General features: G+C 63.5%; 14 protein-coding genes. 6 read left to right on the plus strand and 8 right to left on the minus strand.

Annotation, left to right across the window (positions count from 1 at the left end; genetic code table 11):
* Window positions 1–16: 16 nt before the first annotated feature.
* From LZ519_RS10560 to LZ519_RS10570, 3 genes are read right to left on the minus strand one after another with little or no spacing between them, the layout of a single operon-like run.
* Window positions 17–847, minus strand: coding sequence for a serine hydrolase (locus LZ519_RS10560; RefSeq protein WP_249868632.1), 831 nt, complete (start codon window positions 845–847; stop codon window positions 17–19).
* Between the two features lie 22 nt (window positions 848–869).
* Entirely contained in the window at window positions 870–1,271 is a 402-nt protein-coding gene (rsfS, locus tag LZ519_RS10565) for a ribosome silencing factor (protein WP_249868633.1), read from the minus strand.
* Between the two features lie 9 nt (window positions 1,272–1,280).
* On the minus strand, window positions 1,281–1,913 hold the full coding sequence (locus LZ519_RS10570) for a nicotinate-nucleotide adenylyltransferase (RefSeq protein ID WP_249868634.1): 633 nt from the start codon (window positions 1,911–1,913) through the stop codon (window positions 1,281–1,283).
* 62 nt (window positions 1,914–1,975) lie between these two features.
* Here LZ519_RS10570 and LZ519_RS10575 point away from each other — a divergent pair, with 62 nt between their 5' ends.
* Window positions 1,976–3,013: a DUF3667 domain-containing protein gene (locus LZ519_RS10575; protein WP_249868635.1), complete on the plus strand. Its 1,038-nt coding sequence runs from the start codon at window positions 1,976–1,978 to the stop codon at window positions 3,011–3,013.
* Window positions 3,014–3,028: 15 nt separating this feature from the next.
* On the opposite strand, the gene LZ519_RS10580 is transcribed toward LZ519_RS10575, so the two are convergent.
* Window positions 3,029–3,409 (minus strand): hypothetical protein, encoded by a 381-nt coding sequence (locus LZ519_RS10580; RefSeq protein WP_249868636.1) that lies wholly within the window; start codon window positions 3,407–3,409, stop codon window positions 3,029–3,031.
* Window positions 3,410–3,424: 15 nt separating this feature from the next.
* Complete coding sequence (gene ftsH / locus LZ519_RS10585; RefSeq protein WP_249868637.1) at window positions 3,425–5,371, minus strand: ATP-dependent zinc metalloprotease FtsH; 1,947 nt, start codon at window positions 5,369–5,371, stop codon at window positions 3,425–3,427.
* A gap of 145 nt (window positions 5,372–5,516) precedes the next feature.
* On the opposite strand from ftsH, the gene LZ519_RS10590 reads away from it, so the two are divergent.
* The 3 genes from LZ519_RS10590 (at window position 5,517) to LZ519_RS10600 (ending at window position 8,568) form a co-directional block, all read left to right on the plus strand.
* Window positions 5,517–6,002 (plus strand): hypothetical protein, encoded by a 486-nt coding sequence (locus tag LZ519_RS10590; protein WP_249868638.1) that lies wholly within the window; start codon window positions 5,517–5,519, stop codon window positions 6,000–6,002.
* 18 nt (window positions 6,003–6,020) lie between these two features.
* On the plus strand, window positions 6,021–7,223 hold the full coding sequence (gene rlmN / locus LZ519_RS10595) for a dual-specificity RNA methyltransferase RlmN (RefSeq protein ID WP_249868639.1): 1,203 nt from the start codon (window positions 6,021–6,023) through the stop codon (window positions 7,221–7,223).
* A gap of 61 nt (window positions 7,224–7,284) precedes the next feature.
* Window positions 7,285–8,568 carry a class I SAM-dependent methyltransferase gene (locus tag LZ519_RS10600; RefSeq protein WP_431358097.1) on the plus strand — a complete coding sequence of 428 codons (1,284 nt, stop codon included), beginning with the start codon at window positions 7,285–7,287 and terminating at the stop codon, window positions 8,566–8,568.
* On the opposite strand, the gene LZ519_RS10605 is transcribed toward LZ519_RS10600, so the two are convergent.
* The gene (locus tag LZ519_RS10605; protein ID WP_249868641.1) at window positions 8,565–9,137 is read right to left on the minus strand and encodes an EF-hand domain-containing protein; all 573 of its coding nucleotides are present in this window, start codon (window positions 9,135–9,137) and stop codon (window positions 8,565–8,567) included. The genes LZ519_RS10600 and LZ519_RS10605 overlap by 4 nt on opposite strands.
* Window positions 9,138–9,313: 176 nt before the next feature.
* On the opposite strand from LZ519_RS10605, the gene LZ519_RS10610 reads away from it, so the two are divergent.
* Both LZ519_RS10610 and LZ519_RS10615 read left to right on the plus strand, forming a co-directional pair.
* Complete coding sequence (locus LZ519_RS10610; RefSeq protein WP_249868642.1) at window positions 9,314–10,879, plus strand: hypothetical protein; 1,566 nt, start codon at window positions 9,314–9,316, stop codon at window positions 10,877–10,879.
* Complete coding sequence (locus LZ519_RS10615) at window positions 10,879–11,928, plus strand: glycosyltransferase family 2 protein (RefSeq protein ID WP_249868643.1); 1,050 nt, start codon at window positions 10,879–10,881, stop codon at window positions 11,926–11,928. The genes LZ519_RS10610 and LZ519_RS10615 overlap by 1 nt, the downstream gene beginning before the upstream one ends.
* Here LZ519_RS10615 and LZ519_RS10620 read toward each other — a convergent pair.
* Window positions 11,829–12,572, minus strand: coding sequence for a class I SAM-dependent methyltransferase (locus LZ519_RS10620; protein ID WP_348539395.1), 744 nt, complete (start codon window positions 12,570–12,572; stop codon window positions 11,829–11,831). The genes LZ519_RS10615 and LZ519_RS10620 overlap by 100 nt on opposite strands.
* Entirely contained in the window at window positions 12,557–12,958 is a 402-nt protein-coding gene (locus LZ519_RS10625; protein WP_249868644.1) for a GtrA family protein, read from the minus strand. The genes LZ519_RS10620 and LZ519_RS10625 overlap by 16 nt, the downstream gene beginning before the upstream one ends.
* Window positions 12,959–12,996 lie beyond the last annotated feature (38 nt).

Here is a 12,996-nt window from a genome sequence, read left to right on the forward strand (position 1 = left end):
GGGCCCTTGGGGCCCTCTACCGCCCGCTGATGGCGGAAGCCGACGTGTACGGCCAGCCGACGATGGAAAGGAAGCCGTCGTAAATCGTCCTCGCCGCTTCGGCGATCGCGTTGGGCCGATTTGTCCCGCCGCGAGCGAAGATCGCTACCGCAATCCGGTGGCCGTTCGGCAAGGTGATGAAACCAACGTCGTCGGTAAGGCCGTTGAGAGTTCCCGTCTTGTGCTCGACCCGGGTTCCGTCGGGGAGCAGCGACTTCATGCGGTTCCGGCCAGTCATGCACTGCGCCATGAGGTCCAGGAGGTAATTCTTGCTCCAGGGACGCAGAAGCTCGCCCTTGTCGAGCCGGGTCAGGAAAGTGGCGAACGCCATTGGCGTAGCGGAATCGCGCTCATCGTACAGGTCGCGCTTGTCGGTCAGCAGCTGGTTGATCGTGCGGTCGATCCGCAGTCCTTTGACGTTGTGCCAGTCGAGCCACTTCTGAACCGTCCTCGGTCCGCCGAGGTCGCGGATCAGCAGGTCCGTCGCATGATTGTCGCTGTGGACCAGCATCCGCCTCATCAAGGCGGCAGCGGAGACGCCGCTGATCGTGTCGTCGAGTGACCGGTCACCCTTTTCGACATAAGCGAGATAGGTGGCTGCGACGGCGACCTTGACGGTGCTCGCCATCGGATAGCGCTGGTTGCCGCGAACGCTGACCGCCTCGCCCGTCGTCAAATCCACGGCAGCGACGCCGACGTCGCTGGTCTTCGACGTGACGAGCATCGACAGCTCGTTCTGGAGCCTTGCCATGAGGGTCGCCGGCGCAGCCGCAGCGGGCTGAGCGACGAACGCCAGCAAGAAGAACACTATCCCTAAACGTCGCATACCCTCACCCACCATGAGCAGTTGCGCTTACCGCTTCATCGCCAAAAGACCACATTCGCTCCAAATTGTAAAAACTTCTTACCTCGGGCCGGAAAAGATGGACGATCACATCGTCCGCATCGATGAGCACCCAGTCAGCTGCCGGCAGCCCTTCGATTCGCACATTTTTGCCGAACTGTTGCTTGATGCGCTCGGCAAGCTTGGCCGCCATCGACGCCACCTGACGGGTGGATCGGCCAGAGGCGATGACCATATGGTCGGCGATGTTGGACTTGCCCTCTAGCGGGATCGACACGACCTCCACTGCCTGATCGTCATCGAGCGAAGTAAGAACGAGCTTGTGAAGCTGTTCGACGTCGGTTTGCGGACGGCCGTTTGTGGCGGTCTTTGCTGAACGGTCGGGCAAGGCGTCTCCTTAGGTAGGCGAAATGCCGTCACCGAGGCTTCCGGAACTTCCGGATCCTGGGCGGCGGTGCCAGTTCGGGTCGAGCGCACGTAAGGCTGTAGCGGAGGTCGGATTGGTCGGCAGGCGAAGAAACAAGATCGCCGGTGGACTCCATTCCGTCCAGCATTTCGCCTGACTTTCGGGTCGGACAAATGCCGAAAGCCAGCCCATAGCGCGCGCCGCTTGGGCAGCTTCATCATAACCCGGGCGGGGAAGCACTGCAATTGGAACGAGTTGCGCGATTCCGCGCCAGTCTTTCCAACGATGGAATTCGGCTATCGTGTCGGCGCCCATCAGCCAGATGAACCGGTTGCCAGGACAATCCCGGATGAGCGCCTGCAACGTATCGATTGTGTAACGGGTCTCGGAACGAAGCTCGAAGTCGCTGGCCTTGATCGACGTCCCCGCAGCCATTTCCCGAGCTGAAGAGAGACGCGCCTCGAACGGCGCCATGTCGGATGCGCCTTCTTTCAACGGGTTTCCCGGAGAGACCAGCCACCAAACCTCATCAAGACCAAGCGCGTCGATAGCCGCCAGGCTTAGCTGCTTGTGCCCCTCATGGGCGGGATTGAACGAGCCGCCGAGAAGCCCGATGCGCTTCATTCCGCAGTGGCTAGCACGGCGCCGCCTAGCCGCATAATGTGGAGCCAGACGACGGGGGAACGATGCCGGACCTTGAAGCAATCGGCGATGCGATAACGGGCGGGGTCGTGGGCCGCGCGGTCGAGCCTAAGGCTGGAGAGGCGGGCCACACGCAAGAGACCGCTTGCTTGAATTGTGGGACTCCGCTGTCCGGACCCTATTGCTACCAGTGCGGGCAGCACGCGCACGTCCATCGGACCCTTACCGCCTTCTTCCACGACTTCCTGCACGGAGTGCTCCACTTCGAAGGCAAGATCTGGCGCACGCTTCCGATGCTCGCGTGGAGGCCCGGCGAGCTTACCCGCGGCTACATCGACGGACAGCGCGCGCGCTTCGTCTCTCCGATCGCCTTGTTCTTGTTCTGCGTGTTCCTGACCTTCGCGGTGATGGGCCTGACGGGGTCGAGGTTCGGGAGCGGACCAGTGGCTGCCAAGCAGGATCTGGCGGAGGAGCTGCGAGCCGACAAGGCGAAACTTCAGAAGCTCAACGAAGAGCGGTCGCAGCTCGAAAAGGCGGGCCAGCCGACCGCCAAGGTCGATGCCCGCATCACCGACCTGCGTCAGGAAATGGCCGCGCTGGAGATGATCAAGGACACGAAGATCCCGACGGAGCCACTCACGATCAACGGACTCGAGATGAGCGGCTGGCTCGGCGATGCGATGGCCAAGGCAAAGAAGAACCCCGAGCTCGTGCTCTACAAGATCAAGACGAACGCCTATAAATTCAGCTGGGCCCTGATCCCGATCTCCGTGCCCTTCGTCTGGATGCTGTTTCCCTTCAGTCGTCGGTTCCGGCTGTACGACCATACGGTGTTCGTGACCTATTCGCTGAGCTTCATGATGCTCCTGCTGGTGACCGCAAGCGTCGTGGGTCTGGTCTCGAACGCGCTGGCGAGCATCGCTTGGTTCGTGCCTCCCGTCCACATGTTCAGGCAGCTGCGCGGCGCCTACGGCGTCGGGACGTGGGGCGCGCTCTGGCGAACTATTGCGCTGACAATCTTCGCGTTCATCGCGATCAGCATGTTCGTGAGCCTGCTCGTGGGGATAGGGGCGTTCGAATAGCGGCTGCGACGCCGCTCAAGACTTGCAGGGAAACTTGCGCTCGAGGATTCGGTTCATGGCCTCGGTCATGTCGATATGCGCCCGCTCAGCGGGGGGAATGGCCGAGAGCCGCGCCATGAACTCCGAAGATGGCATGGCCTGCGGCCCATCCGGCGGGCAGTAACGCGGCTTCTTGCCGGAGGCGATCGCCGCAACGCGGGCTTGCCGCGCCTTGTCGGCCGCAGCCTTTCCTTCCGCCATCAGCGCCTTCACCTTGCCCATCGAGAACACCGCCATCGCCCCCTTTTTCTGGAGAGCCGTCGCAGTCTGGTGGAACTGTTCGGCGTTCATCGTCTGGGCGTTTGCGAGAGCTGGGACAGCGAGCAACAGCGCGCCAAGGAAAACACGCTTCAACATGGGCGCGTCGGCTGTTCAGGCGCCGGCGGTGGCAGGTCCGCCGAGCGGGCGAGCCTTGCGCGTTGCCTTCGGGATCGAAGAGCCTGCGATCGGGATCGTCGGCCCGGCCTTGCCTCCGCGGTCGATCGTGCCGCCGTCCATCAGAGTCTTGATCTCGTCGCCGCTCAGGGTTTCATATTCCAGAAGCGCCTGGGCAAGGATCTCGAGCTGCTCGCGGTTCTTGTTGAGGCAGGTCTTCGCCTTTTCGAACGCCTCGTCGACGATGCGCCGGATTTCCTTGTCGATCAGCTGCGCAGTTTGGTCCGACATCTGCCGGGTGCGGTTGACCGAATAGCCGAGGAACACTTCTTCGTCGGGCTCGGCGTACTGAAGCGGTCCGAGCGCGTCGGACAGGCCCCAGCGAGTTACCATGTCGCGGGCGAGGCCGGTCGCATACTGGATGTCGGACGCGGCGCCCGAGCTGACCTTGTTGTGGCCGAAGACGATTTCCTCGGCGACGCGGCCGCCCATGGCGACTGCCAGGTTCGCGTACATCTTGTCGCGGTGGTACGAATAATTGTCGCGCTCCGGCAGGCGCATGACCATTCCCAGCGCTCGGCCGCGCGGGATGATCGTCGCCTTGTGGATCGGGTCCGACGCTTCCTCGTGGAGAGCGACGATCGCGTGCCCGGCCTCGTGATAGGCCGTCATCCGCTTCTCGTCCTCTGTCATGACCATGGACTTGCGCTCGGTGCCCATCATCACCTTGTCCTTGGCCTCCTCGAACTCGTGCATCGCGACGAGGCGCTTGCCCTTTCGGGCTGCAAGCAAGGCGGCTTCGTTGACCAGGTTGGCGAGGTCGGCGCCGGAGAAGCCCGGAGTACCGCGGGCGATGACTCGCGGATCGACGTCGGGTGCCAGCGGCACCTTCTTCATGTGCACGCCGAGGATCTTCTCGCGTCCGTCGATGTCGGGACGCGGGACGACCACCTGCCGATCGAAGCGGCCGGGACGCAGAAGCGCCGGGTCGAGCACGTCTGGACGGTTGGTCGCGGCGATGATGATGATGCCTTCGTTCGCCTCGAAGCCGTCCATCTCGACCAGAAGCTGGTTGAGCGTCTGCTCGCGCTCGTCGTTGCCGTTGCCGAGCCCGGCGCCGCGATGACGGCCGACGGCATCGATCTCGTCGATGAAGACGATGCACGGAGCGCTCTTCTTGGCCTGGTCGAACATGTCGCGGACTCGGCTCGCGCCGACGCCGACGAACATCTCGACGAAATCCGATCCGGAGATGGTGAAGAAGGGCACGCCCGCTTCACCCGCGATCGCGCGGGCGAGGAGGGTCTTGCCGGTACCCGGCGAGCCGACCAGCAGAGCGCCCTTGGGAATCTTGCCGCCGAGGCGGGCGAACTTGCCCGGGTCCTTGAGGTATTCGACGATCTCCTGGAGCTCCTCCCGAGCCTCGTCGATGCCCGCGACGTCGGCGAAGGTGACCCGGCCCTGCTTCTCGGTGAGCATTCGCGCGCGGCTCTTGCCGAAACCCATGGCCCCGGAGCCTGCATTCTTCTGCATCTGGCGCATCACGAAGAAGCTGATCCCGATGATCAGGAGAAGCGGGAGCGAATTGTAGAGCATCAGCAACCAGATGCTGGAGCCTTCGTCCGACTTCACCTGGACGTCGACGCCCTTTTCGATGAGCTTCGCCGAAACCTGGGCGTCGCCCGGCGCGGTGGTGCTGAACGCGTTGCCGTCGGCCAGTCGGCCGCTGATCAGGCTGTTGCGATCCGCTGTGCTGGTCATCGTGACTGAGCGAACGTTGCCCTCGTCGACCTGGCGGATGAAATCGGAATAAGCGATCGCCTGGCCGGCCGCTGCTCGGGACCCGCCGCCGATCATCTGGACGAACAGGACGAGTCCGAAGAGGATTCCGACCCAGATCAGAAGGCTCTTGACCCAGGGGTTGGCGGGCTTCTTCTCGTTCATTCTCGTCTCGTTCTCACGTCTCGCCGAGGCAAAAACGCCTCTGTCACAAAGATAGTCTCATCCGGTCCAATAACAATGCGGCTGGTTGCAAAGCGGTGAACGTTGCGGTTCCGGCGGTCAGCGGCCTGCGCTAGGGTCGATACAGATGCGTTTCATCCTCATAGCCTTGTCCCTGTCCGCTGCAGCCACGCAGGCCGACGCAGCGCGCATCCTCTTTGCGGGGGGCAATTGGGCCGCGATCGATTTCGGCGTCCGCTGCGAAGCCCGATCGAAGGCGCTGTGGGCCAAGCGCAACACGGAGCCTTTCGCCGGCTTCGCATTCGACCGGGCTGGCGCCCGCCAGGGCCAATTCTACGTCCATCTCGGCCGGCCGGCCCGCACCGGAGCTGCGGTGATGGCGACGATCGGCACAGAGCCGTTCCTGCTTGGCGCTAACGGCCAATGGGCGTGGAGCCGAAGCCCTGACCAGCAGGCGGGCCTGCTCGACGCCGCACGCTACGGCACGGGCATGAGGATCGAATATCGCGATTCTTCGGGCCGTCGGACAGTCGAGCATTACGCTCTTGCCGGGGCGGCGACGGCAATCGATTCCGCCGCGGCCGCCTGCGCTGGCATTAAGGGCGGATCGTAACTAGATAGGCGCCCCGCCATGAGTGCCGACACCAACCTGATGCCGATCCCCGGCGTGATCGACCCTGTGCCTGTGGCACGGGGCGCCCCTGCTAGCGACGAAGGCAGGACGGAGCTCGTTGGCCTTTCGAAGGAAGGGATGCGTGCTGCGCTCGAGGCAGCGGGACTGGACGCCCGTAACGCGAAGCTCCGCTCGAAGCAGCTGTGGCACTGGATCTACAATCGCGGAGTCACCGATTTCGAGGCGATGACCGACATCGCCAAGACCCAGCGGCCGTGGCTTGCCGAGCGCTTCGTCATCTCCCGGCCTGAAGTCGTCGAGGCGCAGGCTTCGTCGGACGGCACTCGCAAGTGGCTGCTCCGGACGCACGACGGCAATGAGTTCGAGATGGTGTTCATCCCCGACGCCGACCGCGGAACCCTGTGCGTCTCAAGCCAGGTGGGCTGCACCTTGAACTGCCGCTTCTGCCACACCGGGACGATGCGGCTTGTCCGCAACCTCGACCCGTCCGAGATCGTCGGCCAGGTAATGCTTGCCCGCGACTCCCTCGGCGAATGGCCCAAAGCCGGCGAAGAGTCGGAAAACAACTACCAGCCCGAAGGGCGGATGCTCACCAACATCGTGATGATGGGCATGGGCGAGCCGCTCTACAATTTCGACAATGTCCGCGACGCTCTGAAGATCGTGATGGACGGTGACGGGCTGGGCCTCAGCAAGCGGCGGATCACCCTTTCGACATCCGGCGTGGTGCCGATGATGGAGCGCGCGGGCGAGGAGATCGGGGTCAATCTCGCGGTCTCGCTTCACGCGGTTACGAAGGAGGTCCGCGACGAGATCGTGCCGCTCAATCGCAAGTACGGCATCGAGCAATTGCTGGAGGCCTGCGCGGCTTACCCCGGTGCCAACAACGCCCGACGCATCACATTCGAATATGTGATGCTGAAGGACAAGAACGACAGCGACGAGGATGCGCGTGAACTCGTCCGCCTGCTCCGCAAGTACAAGCTGCCGGCGAAGGTCAATTTGATCCCGTTCAATCCCTGGCCGGGCGCTCCCTACGAATGTTCGACTCCGGAGCGGATCAGGTCATTCAGCAACATCGTCTTCGAGGCCGGCATTTCGGCGCCGGTTCGCACCCCGCGGGGCCGCGACATCGATGCCGCCTGCGGCCAGCTGAAGACTTCATCGGAACGAAAGCGCAAGACACCGGCCCCCGTGTGATTGCGGCGCGCCGCGCAGCGTGGCATTTGCCGCTGCAATTGAAGCGTCCGGGAGCCGAAGAGTGTCGTTAATCGGCAAAATGATCGACCGACTGCTCACCAAGGGCAGCATCACGCTAACCGAGGCGGGCAAGGAACCGCGAACCTATGGGCCCGGCCGCGGCAAGCATGTGAAAGCCCGCTTCACCGACGCCAAGGTGCCGTTCGAGATCCTCAAGAACCCACGTCTCGGCTTCGGCGAAGCCTATATGGACGGCAGGATCGTCCTGGAGGAGGGCACCATCCTCGACCTCCTGGAAATCGTGATGGGCTCCAACCCATGGGAAGAGGGCAGGACTGCGCGGAAGGTCCTGAACCGTGGAATGAGCCGGATGAAGCGCCTGTTCGCGCGCAATGACACCAAGCGCGCCAGGCGCAACGTCGCCCATCATTACGATCTCGGCGATGAGCTTTACGAGACGTTCCTCGATTCAGACCGGCAGTACAGCTGCGCTTACTTCACTTCGCCGGACAACGAGCTCGAGCAGGCGCAGTGGGAGAAGAAGGCGCATATCGCCTCGAAACTCTACCTCCAGCCGGGACAGAGGGTTCTCGACATCGGCTCGGGTTGGGGCGGGCTCGCGATTTATCTCTATCAGGCCGCCAAGGTTGACGTTCTCGGGATTACCCTTTCCGAAGACCAGCTTCGCGTTGCGCGGAGGCGGGCCGAGGAGGCTGGAGTCTCGGACCACGTGAAGTTCGAGCTGATCGACTATCGCGTGCTTCAAGGCGAGTTCGACCGGATCGTATCGGTCGGAATGTTCGAGCATGTCGGGCTGGAATATTACGACGAGTTCTTCGCGGCCTGCCGCCGACTGCTCAAGCGCGATGGTGTGATGCTCCTCCACACGATCGGGAAGTTCGGCATTTCGAAGAAGCCGGACCCGTTCACCGACAAGTGGATTTTCCCGGGCTACCACCTCCCGTCGCTGAGCCAGATGTGCTCCGCCAGCGAGAATGCGAAGCTGATCGTCAGCGACCTGGAGACCCTAAGGCTCCACTATGCGTACACGCTTCGCCACTGGCTGGACCGGGTGAACGAGAACCGGGCGAAGATCGAGGCGATGTACGACGCGCGCTTCTTCCGCATGTGGGAATTCTACCTGGCAGGCGGCATCGTGATGTTCGAAAGCGGAGGGGGCTGCAATTACCAGGTCCAGTATATCCGCGACCGGCGGGCACTGCCGATCACCCGCGATTATATGATGGAGGCGGAAAAGCGCCTCCGCGTGAAGCCCGCCGCGACAAAGAAAAAAGGCCCGGCACAAACGCGCCGGGCCTCTTCGAAACAGAAGGAAACGGCTTAACGCTTGGCGGGCTTGCCGCGCATCGCCTGATGGGCGGCCCGCATCTCCTCGGGCGTCAGCGTTCCGTCATGGTTGAGATCGGCGGCATCGAAATGCGCAACGGCCGCGGCCGTCGCTTCCTGCAGCGACACCCGGCTGTCCTTGTTGGCGTCGGCCATATCGAACAGGTTGCCCATCATTCCGCCGTGCATCTCGCGCATCACGACGCGATGGCCGCGGTCGCCGCGCGACGTCATCGCCTGCCGGGCTGAATCGAACTCCTGACGGCTGATCGACCCGTCATGATTGGCGTCCATGCGATCGAAACGCTGGTCGCCGCGCTCCTGCACGCGCTTGGTGATCTCGACGCGCCTCGCCTCCCGGACGGCCTGGGCCTCCTCCTTGGTGACGAACCCGTCCTTGTTGGAATCCAGCTTGGCGAAGTGGGCCTGAACCTTCTCCACGACCTGCGCGCGAGTCATCGGCTGCATGGACATTCCGCGATGCGCCTCAGGCGCGGTCTGCGCGATCGCCGGGGCAATGACGGCTAGCGAAGCGGCTGCTGCCGCTGCGAGGATCATGTTTCTCATTGAAGTCACTCCAGATAATCTGGCCGGGAGGCTAGCGCTCGGAAGCTGTATCGACGTTGAACCGGCATCGCGGTGACGGCCGGCGGCCTGCCTCGCTCAATAAACTGTTGCCAAGCGAGTCAGCGCCGTAAAGACGAGCGCCAATCGAAAGGGCGTCAGGGGGCGGCACGAGCGACGTGGTCGACGTGGAGAATACAGGGCCAGGTCCATGGTGGAGCCGCCGCTGGGTCGTGGTGGCCGCGGTCCTGCTGTCGGCAATTCCGCTGATCTATCCGCAAATTCCGCCGCTGGTGGACCTGTTCGGCCATATGGGCCGCTACCGGGTCCAGCTCGACATCGGCAATTCGCCGTGGCTTCGCGACTATTACGGCTTTCACTGGGCGGCGATCGGCAACCTGGGCGTCGACCTGCTGGTCATGCCGCTCGGCCGCCTCATCGGCCTCGAGCCGGCGGTGAAGCTCATCGTGCTCCTGATCCCGCCGATGACCGCGGCGGGCTTCCTGTGGGTCACTCACGAGGTTCACGGGCGGATTCCGCCGACCGCTTTTTTCGCGATTCCATTCGTCTACGGTCACCCGTTCCTGTTCGGCTTCGTCAACTTCGCCTTGTCCATGGCGCTAGCATTCCTTGCCTTCGCGCTGTGGCTGAGGCTTGGGCGGCTGGGCCGGACTCGCCTCAGGGGCTGGCTGTTCGTCCCGATCTCCCTCGTCATCTTCTTCTGCCACACCTACGGCTGGGGCGCGCTGGGCCTCCTCTGTTTTTCGGCCGAAGCGGTTCGCCAGCACGACCGCGGGATCGGCTGGCTGAAAGCAGGGTGGTACGCGGCACTCAATGCCTCGGTGATGGCGCTGCCGCTGCTCGTCATGCTCGCCTGGCGAAGCGAGACCCACGGCGGCAACACGATCGACTGGTTCAACTGGAGCGCCAAGTGGCGTTGGGTCGAAATGGCGCTGAGGGACCGCTGGAAAAGCTGGGACCTGGCATCGGTCGCGATATGCGGGATCGTTCTCCTCCTGGCGTTGATCAGCTCGCTGCTCGGCCTGTTTCGCCGGATCGGACAGCGGGCGAAGCTGACCTTCTCCCGCAACCTCGCATTTTCGGCATTGGTGCTGGCAGCCGTTTACGTGCTGCTTCCTCGCATCATCTTCGGCTCGGCCTATGCCGACATGCGGTTGGTTCCTTACGCGATTGCCGTGGCGCTGCTCGCGATCCGCTTCCGCGCACCCGCGCCTCGGCTTGGAACGGTGCTGGCCGTGCTCGGGCTAGGCTTCGCAATCCTTCGTATCGGAAGCACGACGGCCAGCCTCGCGATCGCGTCGGACGAGCAGGAGTCGCGCTTCCCTGCACTCGACCATCTGCCGATGGGCGCACGCGTCGTCACCCTCGTCGGCGATCCGTGCGGAGGCTATTGGCCGCTTCCGCGCGACAGCCATCTCGGCGCCATGGTCGTTGTTCGCAAACAGGGCTTTTCCAACGACCAATGGGTGATGGAAGGGTTGAACCTGCTGGACCTTCGCTACGGCACGGCCGGACATTTCGCGGCCGATCCTTCGCAGCGGGTCCGGCGCGAAGGGTGCGCCGTCGGGCCGTTGTGGTCGATCAACCAGGCGCTCGCCCTCGTCCCGAGGCAGGATTTCGATTATCTCTGGCTGATCAATCCGCCCCCATTCGACGAAACTCTCACCGAGGGCATGAAACCGGTATGGCGCGGTCCACGCTCAATCCTCTATCGGTTGCATTGATGAACAGCCTGTCGATCGTCGTTCCCTGCTTCAATGAGCAGGCGTGCCTGGATACGCTCCATGAGCGTCTATCGTCCGCCGCCCGAACAACGTTCGGGGACGATTACGAAATCGTGCTGGTCAACGACGGCTCGACGGATGGCAGCTGGCCGATCATGCAGCAGATGTCGGCCGCCGATCCGCATCTCGTCGCGGTCAACCTGTCGCGCAATCACGGCCACCAGCTTGCACTCACGGCCGGCCTGGACCTTGCTCGAGGCGAGCTGATCCTGGTGATCGATGCCGACCTCCAGGACCCGCCGGAGCTTCTGGCGGACATGGTCGAAACGATGCACCGCGAGAAAGCCGACGTCGTCTATGGAGTGCGCAAGAGCCGCAAGGGCGAGACCGCGTTCAAGCGCGCGACCGCCCACGGCTTCTACCGCCTTCTTGCTAGCGCGACCGACGTCGACATTCCGCTCGACGCGGGCGACTTCCGGCTAATCAGCCGCCGCGCACTCGACATGTTCCTGGCGATGCCGGAGCAGGCGCGGTTCATCCGTGGGATGGTCGCGTGGATCGGCTTCAAGCAGGTGCCGATACTCTACGACCGCGACGAGCGTTTCGCCGGAGACACCAAATATCCGCTAAGCAAGATGCTCCGCTTCGCCTTCGACGCTTTGACCGGCTTTTCCTCGGCGCCGCTGAAGCTGGCGAGCCATGCCGGTCTTGCGCTTTCCATCGGTTCGGTCGTGATCGTCCTGTTCATCCTCTACGCGTGGCTGACCGGGCGCAGCATCCCCGGCTGGACGTCGCTGATGTTCGTAGTGGTCGTGCTCGGCGCCGTGCAGATGTTCGTCCTCGCACTGATGGGCGAATATATCGGCCGCCTCTACAATGAGACTAAGCGGCGGCCGCTCTACATCGTCCAGGAAATCGCCGGAGCGGAGCATCGCACCGGGCGCCTGGGTCAGGTCGCTGTTGCGACCGCGAACAGCGACAGCCCGGGCGGTAGCGGAAACTTGCCGATCAAGCGCCGCTCGGCCGCGAAGGCGCGCTCGAAGGCATAATTCACCGGCTTCGGCGGAAGCGCGTCGTCGCCGCCGCCACGCCCGGTCGCCTTCGCCGCCAGGCGGGCACCGACGGCAAGCGGGAACAGCAAGCTGTTGAAATAGCCGAGCGCGTCGAGGCGGAGAGGCGAGCCCTCGATCAGGCTTCGAAGTCCCCGTTTCGAATAACGCCTCTTGTGGTGGTTGAGCTCGTCGTGCGCCGACCACATCCACTGGTGCGCCGGAACCGTCACCAGCAGCTTTCCTCCCGGTTTGAGGCACGAGGCGAGGCCGGCGATTGCCGCATTGTCGTCGTCGATATGCTCGACCACGTCGAGCGCCGCAACCAGGTCGTACCGGCTCCGCTCGATGCCCGACAGCTCGGGAAGCGCTGCCGAGGACACCTCGCGGCCCAGCCTTCTTTCGGCGAACCCCCGCGCCTCCGGATCGATCTCGATCCCGTCGACCGAGCCGAACCGCTCCAGCATCCGGATATTGTGGCCGGTCCCGCAGCCGACCTCGAGGACCCGCGCATCCTTCGGCGGCTGGACGGTCCGACGGATAAGCGCGTCGAGAACCTCGCGGCGGGCGCGGTACCACCAGTGAAGCTCATCGAGCTCCGCCATCCGATCGTAGACCACCCGCTCCATCAGCGGAAAACCCACTGCCGGTTGAAGATGTAGGTCGCCAGCGGAGTGACGAAGATCGCGGGCACCAGCGGCCACCAGGTCGGGCCGTGAAGTGGGCCGGTCAGGACCCACGTGAACGCCTCGTTGAGAAAGAAGCCCGATGCCTGCACCAACAGGAACTTCATCTTCAGCCGGCGGTCCTCGCGCTTGCCGTGACCGCGGAAGCTCCAGCGGCTGTGCATCACAAAGCCGATGCTGACCGCGACCGCGAAAGCGAAGACGACCGCGAGCATCGGCGGCATCACATAAGTCGCAAGGTACCAGTAGATTGCCGAGTAAACCCCGGCGAGAAAGAAGCCGACCACGGCAAAGCGGACAAGCTGCGAGAACGTCCGCTCGTCGAAATTCAATCTGGTCGCCATTTGCGGCTGCTTGCCCTTTAAAGTCGAGCGGCTACAGC

Origin of the sequence: Sphingomonas anseongensis (assembly GCF_023516495.1) — a bacterium.
GTDB classification, from domain to species: Bacteria; Pseudomonadota; Alphaproteobacteria; order Sphingomonadales; family Sphingomonadaceae; genus Sphingomicrobium; species Sphingomicrobium anseongensis.